General features: G+C 40.8%; 27 protein-coding genes. All 27 read left to right on the forward strand.

Going from position 1 to position 14,426, the window contains the following annotated elements:
• Positions 1-15 precede the first annotated feature (15 nt).
• The 27 genes from HT701_RS08525 to secY all read left to right on the forward strand — a co-directional run bounded on the left by HT701_RS08525 (position 16) and on the right by secY (position 14,362).
• Positions 16-702, forward strand: a complete 687-nt coding sequence (locus HT701_RS08525) for a hypothetical protein (RefSeq protein WP_138702592.1) — start codon at positions 16-18, stop codon at positions 700-702.
• An 11-nt stretch (positions 703-713) separates the two neighbouring features.
• A complete protein-coding gene (locus HT701_RS08530; RefSeq protein ID WP_000521618.1) occupies positions 714-854 on the forward strand; it encodes a hypothetical protein in 141 nt (46 codons plus the stop codon).
• 43 nt (positions 855-897) lie between these two features.
• Positions 898-1,404: a GNAT family N-acetyltransferase gene (locus HT701_RS08535; RefSeq protein WP_138705669.1), complete on the forward strand. Its 507-nt coding sequence runs from the start codon at positions 898-900 to the stop codon at positions 1,402-1,404.
• Positions 1,397-1,987, forward strand: coding sequence for an anaerobic ribonucleoside-triphosphate reductase activating protein (gene nrdG / locus HT701_RS08540; protein WP_119919654.1), 591 nt, complete (start codon positions 1,397-1,399; stop codon positions 1,985-1,987). The genes HT701_RS08535 and nrdG overlap by 8 nt, the downstream gene beginning before the upstream one ends.
• Positions 1,984-2,610, forward strand: a complete 627-nt coding sequence (locus HT701_RS08545; protein WP_119919655.1) for a phosphoribulokinase — start codon at positions 1,984-1,986, stop codon at positions 2,608-2,610. Before nrdG ends, HT701_RS08545 begins: the two co-directional genes overlap by 4 nt.
• A gap of 243 nt (positions 2,611-2,853) precedes the next feature.
• The gene (gene rpsJ, locus HT701_RS08550) at positions 2,854-3,162 is read left to right on the forward strand and encodes a 30S ribosomal protein S10 (protein WP_001284513.1); all 309 of its coding nucleotides are present in this window, start codon (positions 2,854-2,856) and stop codon (positions 3,160-3,162) included.
• Between the two features lie 216 nt (positions 3,163-3,378).
• The gene (gene rplC, locus HT701_RS08555) at positions 3,379-4,005 is read left to right on the forward strand and encodes a 50S ribosomal protein L3 (RefSeq protein ID WP_000160197.1); all 627 of its coding nucleotides are present in this window, start codon (positions 3,379-3,381) and stop codon (positions 4,003-4,005) included.
• A 24-nt stretch (positions 4,006-4,029) separates the two neighbouring features.
• Complete coding sequence (gene rplD, locus HT701_RS08560; RefSeq protein ID WP_049495518.1) at positions 4,030-4,653, forward strand: 50S ribosomal protein L4; 624 nt, start codon at positions 4,030-4,032, stop codon at positions 4,651-4,653.
• Positions 4,653-4,949: a 50S ribosomal protein L23 gene (locus HT701_RS08565; RefSeq protein ID WP_001055347.1), complete on the forward strand. Its 297-nt coding sequence runs from the start codon at positions 4,653-4,655 to the stop codon at positions 4,947-4,949. The genes rplD and HT701_RS08565 overlap by 1 nt, the downstream gene beginning before the upstream one ends.
• A 17-nt stretch (positions 4,950-4,966) precedes the next feature.
• Positions 4,967-5,800, forward strand: coding sequence for a 50S ribosomal protein L2 (gene rplB / locus HT701_RS08570; RefSeq protein ID WP_000512911.1), 834 nt, complete (start codon positions 4,967-4,969; stop codon positions 5,798-5,800).
• Positions 5,801-5,903: 103 nt separating this feature from the next.
• The gene (gene rpsS, locus HT701_RS08575; protein ID WP_000533766.1) at positions 5,904-6,185 is read left to right on the forward strand and encodes a 30S ribosomal protein S19; all 282 of its coding nucleotides are present in this window, start codon (positions 5,904-5,906) and stop codon (positions 6,183-6,185) included.
• 11 nt (positions 6,186-6,196) lie between these two features.
• Entirely contained in the window at positions 6,197-6,541 is a 345-nt protein-coding gene (gene rplV, locus HT701_RS08580) for a 50S ribosomal protein L22 (RefSeq protein ID WP_000818137.1), read from the forward strand.
• A gap of 12 nt (positions 6,542-6,553) precedes the next feature.
• Positions 6,554-7,207, forward strand: a complete 654-nt coding sequence (rpsC, locus tag HT701_RS08585) for a 30S ribosomal protein S3 (protein WP_000529936.1) — start codon at positions 6,554-6,556, stop codon at positions 7,205-7,207.
• 3 nt (positions 7,208-7,210) lie between these two features.
• Positions 7,211-7,624 carry a 50S ribosomal protein L16 gene (rplP, locus tag HT701_RS08590; protein ID WP_000960946.1) on the forward strand — a complete coding sequence of 138 codons (414 nt, stop codon included), beginning with the start codon at positions 7,211-7,213 and terminating at the stop codon, positions 7,622-7,624.
• A 9-nt stretch (positions 7,625-7,633) separates the two neighbouring features.
• Positions 7,634-7,840, forward strand: coding sequence for a 50S ribosomal protein L29 (gene rpmC, locus HT701_RS08595; protein WP_000772918.1), 207 nt, complete (start codon positions 7,634-7,636; stop codon positions 7,838-7,840).
• 24 nt (positions 7,841-7,864) lie between these two features.
• A complete protein-coding gene (gene rpsQ, locus HT701_RS08600; RefSeq protein WP_000440801.1) occupies positions 7,865-8,125 on the forward strand; it encodes a 30S ribosomal protein S17 in 261 nt (86 codons plus the stop codon).
• Positions 8,126-8,150: 25 nt separating this feature from the next.
• On the forward strand, positions 8,151-8,519 hold the full coding sequence (gene rplN / locus HT701_RS08605; protein ID WP_000616545.1) for a 50S ribosomal protein L14: 369 nt from the start codon (positions 8,151-8,153) through the stop codon (positions 8,517-8,519).
• A 182-nt stretch (positions 8,520-8,701) separates the two neighbouring features.
• The gene (gene rplX, locus HT701_RS08610) at positions 8,702-9,007 is read left to right on the forward strand and encodes a 50S ribosomal protein L24 (protein ID WP_000497691.1); all 306 of its coding nucleotides are present in this window, start codon (positions 8,702-8,704) and stop codon (positions 9,005-9,007) included.
• Positions 9,008-9,030: 23 nt separating this feature from the next.
• Entirely contained in the window at positions 9,031-9,573 is a 543-nt protein-coding gene (rplE, locus tag HT701_RS08615) for a 50S ribosomal protein L5 (RefSeq protein WP_000013542.1), read from the forward strand.
• A gap of 17 nt (positions 9,574-9,590) precedes the next feature.
• Positions 9,591-9,860, forward strand: coding sequence for a 30S ribosomal protein S14 (gene rpsN, locus HT701_RS08620; protein ID WP_001085703.1), 270 nt, complete (start codon positions 9,591-9,593; stop codon positions 9,858-9,860).
• 285 nt (positions 9,861-10,145) lie between these two features.
• Positions 10,146-10,544 (forward strand): 30S ribosomal protein S8, encoded by a 399-nt coding sequence (gene rpsH, locus HT701_RS08625; RefSeq protein ID WP_000245503.1) that lies wholly within the window; start codon positions 10,146-10,148, stop codon positions 10,542-10,544.
• A 225-nt stretch (positions 10,545-10,769) separates the two neighbouring features.
• Positions 10,770-11,306, forward strand: a complete 537-nt coding sequence (gene rplF / locus HT701_RS08630) for a 50S ribosomal protein L6 (protein ID WP_000086635.1) — start codon at positions 10,770-10,772, stop codon at positions 11,304-11,306.
• Positions 11,307-11,389: 83 nt separating this feature from the next.
• Positions 11,390-11,746, forward strand: a complete 357-nt coding sequence (gene rplR / locus HT701_RS08635) for a 50S ribosomal protein L18 (RefSeq protein ID WP_000624044.1) — start codon at positions 11,390-11,392, stop codon at positions 11,744-11,746.
• A 17-nt stretch (positions 11,747-11,763) separates the two neighbouring features.
• On the forward strand, positions 11,764-12,258 hold the full coding sequence (gene rpsE, locus HT701_RS08640) for a 30S ribosomal protein S5 (RefSeq protein ID WP_000874202.1): 495 nt from the start codon (positions 11,764-11,766) through the stop codon (positions 12,256-12,258).
• Positions 12,259-12,271: 13 nt separating this feature from the next.
• A complete protein-coding gene (gene rpmD, locus HT701_RS08645; protein ID WP_000057241.1) occupies positions 12,272-12,454 on the forward strand; it encodes a 50S ribosomal protein L30 in 183 nt (60 codons plus the stop codon).
• A gap of 144 nt (positions 12,455-12,598) precedes the next feature.
• Complete coding sequence (gene rplO / locus HT701_RS08650) at positions 12,599-13,039, forward strand: 50S ribosomal protein L15 (protein ID WP_000766086.1); 441 nt, start codon at positions 12,599-12,601, stop codon at positions 13,037-13,039.
• A 12-nt stretch (positions 13,040-13,051) separates the two neighbouring features.
• A complete protein-coding gene (gene secY, locus HT701_RS08655) occupies positions 13,052-14,362 on the forward strand; it encodes a preprotein translocase subunit SecY (protein WP_000465393.1) in 1,311 nt (436 codons plus the stop codon).
• Positions 14,363-14,426 lie beyond the last annotated feature (64 nt).

A 14,426-nucleotide genomic window follows, 5' to 3' on the forward strand; every position in this document is an offset into this window, starting at 1 on the left:
TTTGTAATTGGTTTTATGGGGATTTCCATCAGTGCTCAATCGAATCAATTAAGCAAGGTGGCTAATACTATAGCAGAACAGGCAAATAGTCTTTCAAAAGAGGCGAATAATGTAGCTAGAAAAGAATATGGAATTGAGATTACAGATATAGAGACGACTCCCCCTAAGTTGCATGCTCCAGCTACAATAATGGGGTTTGAAGGGCTTACGATTGTAGATAAGACGTTAAACTATAATATAAATATTCGTGAATTAAATGGTGTTCAACAATTAAAACTGCTATCTAAGAATGGAAATGTCATTCAAAGCGGTAGTTCGAAACGTCCGTATCTTCTTTTTAAAAGAGAGGAGCTCCAAAACGGTGAAGTTAATTTATATTTTTCAGATGAAATTCGAGAGGAGGATGGAAGTAAGATTATTCATTCGGCACCTTTAGCCACATCGATTGAAGCAAAGGAGCAAATTGGTTATTATCGTTACTTTTACATATTAGCGGAATATAATGAATCATTTCAATTGTATTTAGTGGCAATGAAAAACTCACATCAAGGAAAAGAATTATTTGAAAAATACAAAGTATATAATAAATTTGATATTCATGAGTTAAAATATTCGGATGATAAAGTATTTAAAGAGCTTGACCGTAAAATGGCAGATGAGTATGAAACTATTTATAATCAATACAATGAATTGAAGCATTAGAAAAGGAAAACATGGGAAAATATCAATTAGACGATAAGGGGCGCGCACAAGTGACCCGTTATCACGAGAAACACTCTAAAGGTGGAGCTGGTAAAAAAGAACGCTTGCTCAACCTCAGAGAACAATTTTTAAATAAGAATAAGAAGAAATAAAAGTGAGAGTCAGCTCTCGCTTTTCTCTTAGTGGGAGGTAAGGATGGAACTACGAAGACCAAGATTAGCAGATAAAGAAACAGTTTTAGAGATGATGACAGAGTTTGAAAAGAGCCAATCAGCCCATGATGGAGGATTTTGGGATACGGAGAACTTTGTGTATGAAGAATGGTTGGAAACAAATATGCAAAAAGAAATGGGAATAAACTTGCCTGAAAATCGTGTTCCTTCTATTCAATTTGTATCATTTGATGATGTAGGTCGTGCTCTAGGATTTTTGAATCTGCGATTGAGACTGAATGAGGGGTTACTGAATTATGCTGGCCACATTGGCTACTCCATCCGTCCATCTGAAAGAGGCAAGGGTTATGCAAAAGAGACTCTCCGTCAGGGCTTGCAAGTTGCTAAGGAAAAGAACATTAAGAAAGCTCTAGTGACCTGTAGCGTGAATAATCCTGCTAGCAGAGTAGTTATTCTATCAAATGGAGGTCTCATTGAGGATGTTCGCAATGGTGTAGAGCGTTATTGGATAGAGGTAGCGAATGAATAATCCAAAACCACAAGAATGGAAAAGCGAGGAACTCAGTCAAGGGTGTATCATCGACTACAAGGCCTTTAACTTTGTAGATGGAGAAGGTGTGCGTAACTCTCTCTATGTATCAGGTTGCATGTTTCACTGCGAGGGATGTTATAATGTTGCGACTTGGTCTTTCAATGCTGGTATTCCCTATACAGCAGAATTAGAAGAGCAGATTATGGCAGACCTTGCTCAACCTTATGTTCAAGGATTGACCTTGCTAGGAGGGGAGCCCTTCCTCAATACGGGGATTCTCTTGCCACTTGCTAAGCGGATTCGGAAGGAATTGCCAGACAAGGACATCTGGTCCTGGACCGGCTACACTTGGGAAGAAATGATGTTGGAAACTCCAGATAAACTGGAACTCTTATCATTGATTGACATTCTTGTCGATGGACGATACGATCGAACTAAGAGAAATCTCATGCTTCAGTTTCGAGGTTCGTCCAATCAACGAATTATCGATGTACAAAAATCGCTCAAAAGTGGGCAAGTAGTGATTTGGGATAAGCTCAATGACGGGAAAGAAGGCTATGAACAGGTGAAGAGAGAATGAAGAAAAAAGACCTGATAAAACAACTGGTTTCAGAAATAGAAGCTGGAAAAGTCAAAACACTGGGAATATACGGTCATGGAGCTTCAGGTAAATCAACCTTTGCACAGGAATTGTACCAAACCCTAGATTCTGCAAAGGTAAACTTATTGGAAACCGATCCTTACATTGCTTCAAATCGTCATTTAGTGGTACCAAAGGAGACTCCAGACCAAAAAGTGACCGCTTGTTTACCTGTGGCTCATGAACTGGTAAGTTTAGAAAGAGACATTCTCGCTTTAAAGGCTGGCATGGATATCTTAACAATTGAAGAACCTTGGAAGGCTAGTGAGGTCTTGTCTGGAGAAAAGCCAATTCTGATTGTCGAAGGGATGTCTGTTGGTTTTTTACCCAAAGAACTCTTTGACAAAACCATCTGTTTCTACACGGATGAGGAGACCGAATTAAAGCGACGCCTTGCTAGAGATACGACTGTGAGAAATCGCGATGCATCCTTTATATTGGCTAGCCATCAGATGAGACGGGAGCAGTATCTGCGATACTATAAAGAAACTGAGTCTAAGGCGGATGTCTTAGTGGACCAATCAGAAGGTAAATTTGAGGTCAAGAGGAGTCAGTTTATATAGAAGAAAATCCCTAATTTTAAAAAGAAAAATAGGAAAACAGTTTCATCGTAAAAAAACGAAAAAAACCTAACAAATCCCTTGCAATCGCAGGGGCTTTGTGTTATTCTATTATGGTGCTGTAAATTACAGCCTTAGCTTTGATGCAAGAGGTTGCGACACGCTCGGTTGCATTGCCACGCAACACCGCGTCGGTTTTCTTGTGGAGCTAGCCTATTATCTTAAATAGACGAAAAGGAGAAAAAGATGGCAAACAAAAAAATCCGTATCCGTTTGAAAGCTTACGAACACCGTACGCTTGACACAGCGGCTGCAAAAATCGTAGAATCAGCTACTCGTACAGGTGCACAAGTTGCGGGTCCAATCCCACTTCCAACTGAACGTAGCCTCTACACAATCATTCGTGCGACTCACAAATATAAAGACTCTCGCGAACAATTTGAAATGCGTACACACAAACGTTTGATCGATATCGTTAACCCAACTCAAAAAACAGTTGATGCTTTGATGAAATTGGATCTTCCAAGTGGTGTAAACGTAGAAATCAAACTTTAATCTAAAATATAAAAGAGCAGAGGCTGGTGTTTCAATCTAATTGAACACGGGCTAAACTCGGTGTGGAAAAGATAAACTTCCTAGTGCCTGCTAGACACTGCGTCAGTTTTCTATTTTTACTTTGAGTTTGACGCCCTTTGTATCTTAGACTTGAGCATAAAAAACGCTCGTTAAAAACTTTTTGAATAAAAAATATAGAAAAGGAACTATTTTCTCATGACAAAAGGAATCTTAGGGAAAAAAGTGGGAATGACTCAAATCTTCACTGAAGCTGGCGAATTGATCCCTGTAACAGTTATTGAAGCAACTCCAAACGTTGTTCTTCAAGTTAAAACTGTTGAAACAGACGGATACAACGCTATCCAAGTTGGTTTCGATGACAAACGCGAAGTATTGAGCAACAAACCTGCTAAAGGACATGTAGCGAAAGCTAACACGGCTCCTAAGCGCTTCATTCGTGAATTCAAAAACGTTGAAGGCTTGGAAGTTGGTGCTGAAATCACAGTTGAAACATTCGCAGCTGGAGACGTTGTTGACGTAACTGGTACTTCTAAAGGTAAAGGTTTCCAAGGTGTTATCAAACGCCACGGACAATCACGTGGACCAATGGCTCACGGTTCTCGTTACCACCGTCGTCCAGGTTCTATGGGACCTGTTGCACCTAACCGCGTATTCAAAGGTAAAAACCTTGCAGGACGTATGGGTGGCGACCGCGTAACAATTCAAAACCTTGAAGTTGTACAAGTTGTTCCAGAAAAGAACGTTATCCTTATCAAAGGTAACGTACCAGGTGCTAAGAAATCTCTTATCACTATCAAGTCAGCAGTTAAAGCTGGTAAATAATAAGGAAAGGGGAATACAGTCAAAATGGCAAATGTAACATTATTCGACCAAACTGGTAAACAAGCGGGCGAAGTTGTTCTTAACGATGCAATCTTTGGTATCGAACCAAACCAATCTGTTGTGTTTGATGTAATCATCAGCCAACGCGCAAGCCTTCGTCAAGGAACACACGCTGTTAAAAACCGCTCTGCAGTATCAGGTGGTGGACGCAAACCATGGCGTCAAAAAGGAACTGGACGTGCTCGTCAAGGTTCTATCCGCTCACCACAATGGCGTGGTGGTGGTGTTGTCTTCGGACCAACTCCACGTTCATATGGCTACAAACTTCCACAAAAAGTTCGTCGCCTAGCTCTTAAATCAGTTTACTCTGAAAAAGTTGCTGAAAACAAATTTGTAGCCGTTGATTCTCTTGAATTTACAGCTCCAAAAACTGCTGAATTTGCAAAAGTTCTTGCAGCATTGAGCATCGATTCTAAAGTTCTTGTTATCCTTGAAGAAGGAAATGAATTCGCAGCTCTTTCAGCTCGTAACCTTCCAAACGTGAAAGTTGCAACTGCTACAACTGCAAGTGTTCTTGACATCGCAAATAGCGACAAACTTCTTGTCACACAAGCAGCTATCTCTAAAATCGAGGAGGTTCTTGCATAATGAATTTGTATGATGTTATCAAAAAACCTGTCATCACTGAAAGCTCAATGGCTCAACTTGAAGCAGGCAAATATGTATTTGAAGTTGACACTCGTGCACACAAACTTTTGATCAAGCAAGCTGTTGAAGCTGCTTTCGAAGGTGTTAAAGTTGCCAATGTTAACACAATCAACGTAAAACCAAAAGCTAAACGTGTTGGACGTTACACTGGTTTTACTAACAAAACTAAAAAAGCTATCATCACACTTACAGCTGATTCAAAAGCAATCGAGTTGTTTGCTGCTGAAGCTGAATAATCTAAGGAGGAAATATCGTGGGAATTCGTGTTTATAAACCAACAACAAACGGTCGCCGTAATATGACTTCTTTGGATTTCGCTGAAATCACAACAAGCACTCCTGAAAAATCATTGCTTGTTGCTTTGAAGAGCAAGGCTGGTCGTAACAACAACGGTCGTATCACAGTTCGTCACCAAGGTGGTGGACACAAACGTTTCTACCGTTTGGTTGACTTCAAACGTAACAAAGACAACGTTGAAGCAGTTGTTAAAACAATCGAGTACGATCCAAACCGTTCTGCAAACATCGCTCTTGTACACTACACTGACGGTGTGAAAGCATACATCATCGCTCCAAAAGGTCTTGAAGTAGGTCAACGTATCGTTTCAGGTCCAGAAGCAGATATCAAAGTCGGAAACGCTCTTCCACTTGCTAACATTCCAGTTGGTACTTTGATCCACAACATCGAGTTGAAACCAGGTCGTGGTGGTGAATTGGTACGTGCTGCTGGTGCATCTGCTCAAGTATTGGGTTCTGAAGGTAAATACGTTCTTGTTCGTCTTCAATCAGGTGAAGTTCGTATGATTCTTGGAACTTGCCGTGCTACAGTTGGTGTTGTCGGAAACGAACAACACGGACTTGTAAACCTTGGTAAAGCGGGACGTAGCCGTTGGAAAGGTATCCGCCCAACAGTTCGTGGTTCTGTAATGAACCCTAACGATCACCCACACGGTGGTGGTGAAGGTAAAGCACCAGTTGGTCGTAAAGCACCATCTACTCCATGGGGCAAACCTGCTCTTGGTCTTAAAACTCGTAATAAGAAAGCGAAATCTGACAAACTTATCGTTCGTCGTCGCAACGAGAAATAATATTAAACTAGTCGCTTAAGCAACTAGTAAATCCGCCAGCTCGGTAGCGCTCCATGTGAGCGCAAGCCGCTGTGGTACAACATTTAAAGGAGAAAATATAAAAATGGGACGCAGTCTTAAAAAAGGACCTTTCGTCGATGAGCATTTGATGAAAAAAGTTGAAGCTCAAGCTAACGACGAAAAGAAAAAAGTTATTAAAACTTGGTCACGTCGTTCAACGATCTTCCCAAGTTTCATTGGTTACACTATTGCAGTTTATGACGGACGTAAACACGTACCTGTTTACATCCAAGAAGACATGGTAGGTCACAAACTTGGTGAGTTTGCACCAACTCGTACTTACAAAGGTCACGCTGCAGACGACAAGAAAACACGTAGAAAATAAGGAGAACATAAATGGCAGAAATTACTTCAGCTAAAGCAATGGCTCGTACAGTACGTGTTTCACCTCGTAAATCACGTCTTGTTCTTGATAACATCCGTGGTAAAAGCGTAGCCGATGCAATCGCAATCTTGACATTCACTCCAAACAAAGCTGCTGAAATCATCTTGAAAGTTTTGAACTCAGCTGTAGCTAACGCTGAAAACAACTTTGGTTTGGATAAAGCTAACTTGGTAGTATCTGAAGCATTCGCAAACGAAGGACCAACTATGAAACGTTTCCGTCCACGTGCGAAAGGTTCAGCTTCACCAATCAACAAACGTACAGCTCACATCACTGTAGCTGTTGCAGAAAAATAAGGAGGTAAAATCGTGGGTCAAAAAGTACATCCAATTGGTATGCGTGTCGGCATCATCCGTGATTGGGATGCCAAATGGTATGCTGAAAAAGAATACGCGGATTACCTTCATGAAGATCTTGCAATCCGTAAATTCGTTCAAAAAGAACTTGCTGACGCAGCAGTTTCAACTATCGAAATCGAACGCGCAGTAAACAAAGTTAACGTTTCACTTCACACTGCTAAACCAGGTATGGTTATCGGTAAAGGTGGTGCTAACGTTGATGCACTCCGTGCAAAACTTAACAAATTGACTGGAAAACAAGTACACATCAACATCATCGAAATCAAACAACCTGATTTGGATGCTCACCTTGTAGGTGAAGGAATTGCTCGTCAATTGGAGCAACGTGTTGCTTTCCGTCGTGCACAAAAACAAGCAATCCAACGTGCAATGCGTGCTGGAGCTAAAGGAATTAAAACTCAAGTATCAGGTCGCTTGAACGGTGCAGATATCGCCCGTGCTGAAGGATACTCTGAAGGAACTGTTCCACTTCACACACTTCGTGCAGATATCGATTACGCTTGGGAAGAAGCAGATACTACATACGGTAAACTTGGTGTTAAAGTATGGATTTACCGTGGTGAAGTTCTTCCAGCTCGCAAAAACACTAAAGGAGGTAAATAACCAATGTTAGTACCTAAACGTGTTAAACACCGTCGTGAATTCCGTGGAAAAATGCGCGGTGAAGCAAAAGGTGGAAAAGAAGTAGCATTCGGTGAATACGGTCTTCAAGCTACAACTAGCCACTGGATCACTAACCGCCAAATCGAAGCTGCTCGTATCGCCATGACTCGTTACATGAAACGTGGTGGTAAAGTTTGGATTAAAATCTTCCCACACAAATCATACACTGCTAAAGCTATCGGTGTGCGTATGGGATCTGGTAAAGGGGCACCTGAAGGTTGGGTAGCACCAGTTAAACGTGGTAAAGTGATGTTCGAAATTGCTGGTGTATCTGAAGAGATCGCACGCGAAGCGCTTCGTCTTGCTAGCCACAAATTGCCAGTTAAATGTAAATTCGTAAAACGTGAAGCAGAATAAGGAGAAGGCATGAAACTTAATGAAGTAAAAGAATTTGTTAAAGAACTTCGTGGTCTTTCTCAAGAAGAACTCGCGAAGCGCGAAAACGAATTGAAAAAAGAATTGTTTGAACTTCGTTTCCAAGCTGCTACTGGTCAATTGGAACAAACAGCTCGCTTGAAAGAAGTTAAAAAACAAATCGCTCGTATCAAAACAGTTCAATCTGAAGCGAAATAATAGACTAGGGAAGGAGAAATTTCAATGGAACGCAATAATCGTAAAGTTCTTGTTGGACGTGTTGTATCTGACAAAATGGACAAGACAATCACAGTTGTAGTTGAAACAAAACGTAACCACCCAGTCTATGGTAAACGTATTAACTACTCTAAAAAATACAAAGCTCATGATGAAAACAATGTTGCCAAAGAAGGCGATATCGTACGTATCATGGAAACTCGTCCGCTTTCAGCTACAAAACGTTTCCGTCTTGTAGAAGTTGTTGAAGAAGCGGTCATCATCTAATCAAACCTGAAAGGAGAAAACTGAAATGATTCAAACAGAAACTCGTTTGAAAGTCGCAGACAACAGCGGTGCTCGCGAAATCTTGACTATCAAAGTTCTTGGTGGTTCAGGACGTAAATTTGCAAACATCGGTGATGTTATTGTGGCATCTGTAAAACAAGCTACTCCTGGTGGTGCGGTTAAAAAAGGTGACGTTGTTAAAGCAGTTATCGTTCGTACTAAATCAGGTGCTCGTCGTGCTGATGGTTCATACATCAAATTTGACGAAAACGCAGCAGTTATCATCCGTGAAGACAAAACTCCTCGCGGAACACGTATCTTTGGCCCAGTTGCACGTGAATTGCGTGAAGGTGGCTTCATGAAGATCGTGTCACTTGCTCCAGAAGTACTTTAATTGGTTGCTCAAAGAAAATTAAAACAAGTCTAGGAAGTAAAACGAAAGCATAACTTAAGTTAGGTGAGTTGAAACTGACGAAGGATTGCTTTGATTTTCGAAGAGCAAAAACAAACAAACTAGTCCCCTAGCTTCAAGCTAGGGTGCCCTTATGGGCGTAAGAAAAATCAAGGAGAAACCTAATGTTTGTAAAAAAAGGCGACAAAGTTCGCGTAATCGCTGGTAAAGATAAGGGAACAGAAGCTGTTGTCCTTACTGCCCTTCCAAAAGTAAACAAAGTTATCGTTGAAGGTGTTAACATTGTTAAGAAACACCAACGTCCAACTAACGAGCTTCCTCAAGGTGGTATCATCGAGAAAGAAGCAGCTATCCATGTATCAAACGTTCAAGTTTTGGACAAAAATGGTGTAGCTGGTCGTGTTGGTTACAAATTTGTAGACGGTAAAAAAGTTCGCTACAACAAAAAATCAGGCGAAGTGCTTGATTAATCACGAAGGAAAGGAGAAGTATAATGGCAAATCGTTTAAAAGAAAAATATCTTAATGAAGTAGTTCCTGCTTTGACAGAACAATTCAACTACTCATCAGTGATGGCTGTGCCTAAAGTAGATAAGATCGTTTTGAACATGGGTGTTGGTGAAGCTGTATCAAACGCTAAAAGCCTTGAAAAAGCTGCTGAAGAATTGGCACTTATCTCAGGTCAAAAACCACTTATCACTAAAGCTAAAAAATCAATCGCCGGCTTCCGTCTTCGTGAAGGTGTTGCGATCGGTGCAAAAGTTACCCTTCGTGGTGAACGGATGTACGAATTCTTGGATAAATTGGTTTCAGTTTCACTTCCACGTGTACGTGACTTCCACGGTGTTCCAACAAAATCATTTGATGGACGCGGAAACTATACACTTGGTGTGAAAGAACAATTGATTTTCCCAGAAATCAACTTCGATGACGTTGACAAAACTCGTGGTCTTGACATTGTTATCGTAACAACTGCTAACACTGACGAAGAGTCACGTGCATTGCTTACAGGCCTTGGAATGCCTTTTGCAAAATAATATAGGAGGTAAATCTAATGGCTAAAAAATCAATGGTAGCTAGAGAGGCTAAACGCCAAAAAATTGTTGACCGTTATGCTGAAAAACGTGCTGCATTAAAGGCAGCAGGGGACTATGAAGGTTTATCTAAATTACCTCGCAACGCCTCACCGACTCGTTTACATAATCGTTGTAGAGTTACGGGGCGCCCACATTCAGTTTACCGCAAATTTGGTCTGAGTCGTATCGCTTTTCGCGAACTTGCGCATAAAGGTCAAATTCCTGGTGTAACAAAAGCATCTTGGTAATTTAAGATATCAAGGGCGTCAAAACTCTAAGTGAAAATAGGAAACTTGACGAAGAAACTGAGGTTTCTAGGAAAGTTTATCTTTTTCACACAGAGTTTAGCCCGGGTTCAGTTGGGCTAGCCAATTTGAACACGAGCTACAGCTTTGGCAAAAAAAGACCAATTTTCTTTGGAGCATCGCTCCTGCATCAAATTGCCTATTTTTGCTCTTGCTGTTACGCTCTTTGTATCATGTATTAACTAGCAAGTGCAACTTGCAAACTACTAGTAAGAGGAGAAAAACAAAATGGTTATGACTGACCCAATCGCAGACTTCCTAACTCGTATTCGTAACGCTAACCAAGCTAAACACGAAGTACTTGAAGTACCTGCATCAAACATCAAAAAAGGGATTGCTGAAATCCTTAAACGCGAAGGTTTTGTAAAAAACGTTGAAATCATCGAAGATGACAAACAAGGCATCATCCGTGTATTTCTTAAATACGGACCAAACGGTGAAAAAGTTATCACTAACTTGAAACGTATTTCTAAACCAGGACTTCGTGTCTACAAAAAACGTGAAGACCTTCCAAAAGTTCTTAACGGACTTGGAATTGCTATCCTTTCAACTTCTGAAGGTTTGCTTACTGATAAAGAAGCACGCCAAAAGAATGTTGGTGGCGAGGTTATCGCTTACGTTTGGTAATTGATGATGTGAGAGCGTTAAAAGAATGCAGTGAAAATAGGAAGTTTGTAGCAGGAGCGATGCTCCAAGACAAACTTATCTTTTTCACCAAATTCTTAGCTCGAACTCAAATCAAGATACAAAGCTCGTTAGAGCGTGTTCAGTTCAGCTCTTGAACTAAATAAGTATCTGAACCCCGTGAAAACTGGCCGTTCTGGCCTGACAATTTAACAGGAGAAAATAAACATGTCACGTATTGGTAATAAAGTTATCGTGTTGCCTGCTGGTGTTGAACTCACTAACAATGACAACCTTGTAACTGTAAAAGGACCTAAAGGAGAACTTACTCGTGAGTTCTCAAAAGATATTGAAATCCGTGTGGAAGGTACTGAAGTAACCCTTCACCGTCCAAACGATTCAAAAGAAATGAAAACTATCCACGGAACTACTCGTGCCCTTTTGAACAACATGGTTGTTGGTGTATCAGAAGGATTCAAGAAAGAACTTGAAATGCGTGGGGTTGGTTACCGTGCACAACTTCAAGGATCTAAACTTGTTTTGGCTGTTGGTAAATCTCACCCAGACGAAGTTGAAGCTCCAGAAGGAATTACTTTTGAACTTCCAAACCCAACAACAATCGTTGTTAGCGGAATTTCAAAAGAAGTAGTTGGACAAACAGCTGCTTACGTACGTAGCCTTCGTTCACCAGAACCATATAAAGGTAAAGGTATCCGTTACGTTGGTGAATTCGTTCGCCGTAAAGAAGGTAAAACAGGTAAATAATGTTGAGTGGTTGATTCTCAACCACCAACCTATTTTCCAACTTTGTGCATAGCACACGATTTAAAACTAAAGAGGTGAAAACTGTGATTTCAAAACCAGATAAAAACAAACTCCGCCAAAAACGCCACCGTCGCGTTCGCGGAAAACTCTCTGGAACTGCTGATCGCCCACGTTTGAACGTATTCCGTTCTAATACAGGCATCTACGCTCAAGTGATTGATGACGTAGCGGGTGTAACGCTCGCAAGTGCTTCAACTCTTGACAAAGAAGTTTCAAAAGGAACTAAAACTGAACAAGCTGTTGCTGTCGGTAAACTCGTTGCAGAACGTGCAAACGCTAAAGGTATTTCAGAAGTGGTGTTCGACCGCGGTGGATATCTATATCACGGACGTGTGAAAGCTTTGGCTGATGCAGCTCGTGAAAACGGATTGAAATTCTAATAGGAGGACACTAGAAAATGGCATTTAAAGACAATGCAGTTGAATTAGAAGAACGCGTAGTTGCTGTCAATCGTGTTACAAAAGTTGTTAAAGGTGGACGTCGTCTTCGTTTCGCAGCTCTTGTTGTTGTTGGTGACCACAACGGTCGCGTAGGATTTGGTACTGGTAAAGCTCAAGAAGTTCCAGAAGCAATCCGTAAAGCAGTAGATGATGCTAAGAAAAACTTGATCGAAGTTCCTATGGTTGGAACAACAATCCCACACGAAGTTCTTTCAGAATTCGGTGGAGCTAAAGTATTGTTGAAACCTGCTGTAGAAGGTTCTGGAGTTGCCGCTGGTGGTGCAGTTCGTGCCGTTGTGGAATTGGCAGGTGTGGCAGATATTACATCTAAATCACTTGGTTCTAACACTCCAATCAACATTGTTCGTGCAACTGTTGAAGGTTTGAAACAATTGAAACGCGCTGAAGAAGTTGCTGCCCTTCGTGGTATTTCAGTTTCTGATTTGGCATAAGAAAGGGGATAAAATGGCTCAAATTAAAATTACTTTGACTAAGTCTCCAATCGGACGCATTCCATCACAACGTAAAACTGTTGTAGCACTTGGACTTGGCAAATTGAACAGCTCTGTTATTAAAGAAGATAACGCTGCTATCCGTGGTATGATCACTGCAGTATCTCACTTGGTAACAGTTGAAGAAGTAAACTAATGAATTTTTAGGGGATGTGCACTATACCATCCCCTAAAACTAGATATAGTCATCTAGGATGACGTCGTATAGGCGAGTTGATGGGGGAGACAACCTTTTCTCCCTTATCGGCGCTAGCATTTTACAAAAGAGGAGAAAATAAAAATGAAACTTCATGAATTGAAACCTGCAGAAGGTTCTCGTAAAGTACGTAACCGCGTTGGTCGTGGTACTTCATCAGGTAACGGTAAAACATCTGGTCGTGGTCAAAAAGGTCAAAAAGCTCGTAGCGGTGGCGGAGTTCGCCTTGGTTTTGAAGGTGGACAAACTCCATTGTTCCGTCGTCTTCCAAAACGTGGATTCACTAACATCAACGCTAAAGAATACGCAATTGTGAACCTTGACCAATTGAACGTCTTTGAAGATGGTGCTGAAGTAACTCCAGTTGTTCTTATCGAAGCAGGAATTGTTAAAGCTGAAAAGTCAGGTATTAAAATTCTTGGTAACGGTGAGTTGATTAAGAAATTGACTGTGAAAGCAGCTAAATTCTCTAAATCAGCTGAAGAAGCTATCACTGCTAAAGGTGGTTCAGTAGAAGTCATCTAAGAGAGGTGACCTATGTTTTTTAAATTATTAAGAGAAGCTCTTAAAGTCAAGCAGGTTCGATCAAAAATTTTATTTACAATTTTTATCGTTTTGGTCTTTCGTATCGGAACTAGCATTACAGTTCCTGGTGTGAATGCCAATAGCTTGAATGCTTTAAGTGGATTATCCTTCTTAAACATGTTGAGCTTGGTGTCGGGGAATGCCCTAAAAAACTTTTCGATTTTTGCCCTAGGAGTTAGTCCCTATATTACTGCTTCTATCGTTGTCCAACTCTTACAAATGGATATTTTACCGAAATTTGTAGAGTGGGGAAAACAAGGGGAAGTAGGTCGAAGAAAATTGAACCAAGCTACTCGTTATATTGCCCTTGGTCTAGCCTTTGTGCAATCTATCGGGATTACAGCTGGTTTTAATACCTTGGCTGGAGCTCAATTGATTAAAACTGCTTTAACTCCCCAAGTTTTTCTGACGATTGGTATCATCTTAACAGCTGGTAGTATGATTGTCACTTGGTTGGGAGAGCAAATTACAGATAAGGGATACGGAAATGGTGTTTCTATGATTATCTTTGCCGGGATTGTTGCCTCAATTCCAGAGATGATTCAGGGCATCTATGTGGACTACTTTGTGAACGTCCCAAGTAGCCGTATCACTTCATCTATCATTTTCGTAATCATTTTGATTATTACTGTATTGTTGATCATTTACTTTACAACTTATGTTCAACAAGCAGAATACAAAATTCCAATCCAATATACTAAGGTTGCACAAGGTGCTCCATCTAGCTCTTACCTTCCATTGAAGGTAAACCCTGCTGGAGTTATCCCTGTTATCTTTGCCAGTTCCATTACTGCAGCGCCTGCGGCTATTCTTCAGTTTTTAAGCGCCACAGGTCATGATTGGGCTTGGGTAAGGGTAGCACAAGAGATGTTGGCAACCACTTCTCCAACTGGTATTGCTATGTATGCTTTATTGATTATTCTCTTTACATTCTTCTATACGTTTGTACAGATTAATCCTGAAAAAGCGGCAGAGAACCTACAAAAGAGCGGTGCCTATATCCATGGAGTTCGTCCTGGTAAAGGTACAGAAGAATATATGTCTAAACTTCTTCGTCGTCTTGCAACGGTTGGTTCCCTCTTCCTTGGTGTGATTTCCATTTTGCCGATTGCAGCTAAAGATGTATTTGGTCTTTCTGATGTTGTTGCCTTTGGTGGAACAAGTCTCTTGATCATTATCTCTACAGGTATCGAAGGAATCAAGCAATTGGAAGGTTACCTATTGAAACGTAAGTATGTTGGTTTCATGGATAGAACAGAATAAAAGTATTTACTGATACTCTTCGAAAATCTCTTCAAACCACGTCAGCTTTATCTGCAACCTCAAA

The organism is Streptococcus sp. 10824 (assembly GCF_013276595.1).
Classification (GTDB): domain Bacteria; phylum Bacillota; class Bacilli; order Lactobacillales; family Streptococcaceae; genus Streptococcus; species Streptococcus pseudopneumoniae.

Coding starts and splice junctions, on each gene's coding strand:
- HT701_RS08525 (WP_138702592.1), top strand. CDS start 16: ATGGGGATTTCCATCAGTGCTCAATCGAATCAATTAAGCAAGGTGGCT.
- HT701_RS08530 (WP_000521618.1), top strand. CDS start 714: ATGGGAAAATATCAATTAGACGATAAGGGGCGCGCACAAGTGACCCGT.
- HT701_RS08535 (WP_138705669.1), top strand. CDS start 898: ATGGAACTACGAAGACCAAGATTAGCAGATAAAGAAACAGTTTTAGAG.
- nrdG (WP_119919654.1), top strand. CDS start 1,397: ATGAATAATCCAAAACCACAAGAATGGAAAAGCGAGGAACTCAGTCAA.
- HT701_RS08545 (WP_119919655.1), top strand. CDS start 1,984: ATGAAGAAAAAAGACCTGATAAAACAACTGGTTTCAGAAATAGAAGCT.
- rpsJ (WP_001284513.1), top strand. CDS start 2,854: ATGGCAAACAAAAAAATCCGTATCCGTTTGAAAGCTTACGAACACCGT.
- rplC (WP_000160197.1), top strand. CDS start 3,379: ATGACAAAAGGAATCTTAGGGAAAAAAGTGGGAATGACTCAAATCTTC.
- rplD (WP_049495518.1), top strand. CDS start 4,030: ATGGCAAATGTAACATTATTCGACCAAACTGGTAAACAAGCGGGCGAA.
- HT701_RS08565 (WP_001055347.1), top strand. CDS start 4,653: ATGAATTTGTATGATGTTATCAAAAAACCTGTCATCACTGAAAGCTCA.
- rpsS (WP_000533766.1), top strand. CDS start 5,904: ATGGGACGCAGTCTTAAAAAAGGACCTTTCGTCGATGAGCATTTGATG.
- rplV (WP_000818137.1), top strand. CDS start 6,197: ATGGCAGAAATTACTTCAGCTAAAGCAATGGCTCGTACAGTACGTGTT.
- rplP (WP_000960946.1), top strand. CDS start 7,211: ATGTTAGTACCTAAACGTGTTAAACACCGTCGTGAATTCCGTGGAAAA.
- rpmC (WP_000772918.1), top strand. CDS start 7,634: ATGAAACTTAATGAAGTAAAAGAATTTGTTAAAGAACTTCGTGGTCTT.
- rpsQ (WP_000440801.1), top strand. CDS start 7,865: ATGGAACGCAATAATCGTAAAGTTCTTGTTGGACGTGTTGTATCTGAC.
- rplN (WP_000616545.1), top strand. CDS start 8,151: ATGATTCAAACAGAAACTCGTTTGAAAGTCGCAGACAACAGCGGTGCT.
- rplX (WP_000497691.1), top strand. CDS start 8,702: ATGTTTGTAAAAAAAGGCGACAAAGTTCGCGTAATCGCTGGTAAAGAT.
- rplE (WP_000013542.1), top strand. CDS start 9,031: ATGGCAAATCGTTTAAAAGAAAAATATCTTAATGAAGTAGTTCCTGCT.
- rpsN (WP_001085703.1), top strand. CDS start 9,591: ATGGCTAAAAAATCAATGGTAGCTAGAGAGGCTAAACGCCAAAAAATT.
- rpsH (WP_000245503.1), top strand. CDS start 10,146: ATGGTTATGACTGACCCAATCGCAGACTTCCTAACTCGTATTCGTAAC.
- rplF (WP_000086635.1), top strand. CDS start 10,770: ATGTCACGTATTGGTAATAAAGTTATCGTGTTGCCTGCTGGTGTTGAA.
- rpsE (WP_000874202.1), top strand. CDS start 11,764: ATGGCATTTAAAGACAATGCAGTTGAATTAGAAGAACGCGTAGTTGCT.
- rpmD (WP_000057241.1), top strand. CDS start 12,272: ATGGCTCAAATTAAAATTACTTTGACTAAGTCTCCAATCGGACGCATT.
- rplO (WP_000766086.1), top strand. CDS start 12,599: ATGAAACTTCATGAATTGAAACCTGCAGAAGGTTCTCGTAAAGTACGT.
- secY (WP_000465393.1), top strand. CDS start 13,052: ATGTTTTTTAAATTATTAAGAGAAGCTCTTAAAGTCAAGCAGGTTCGA.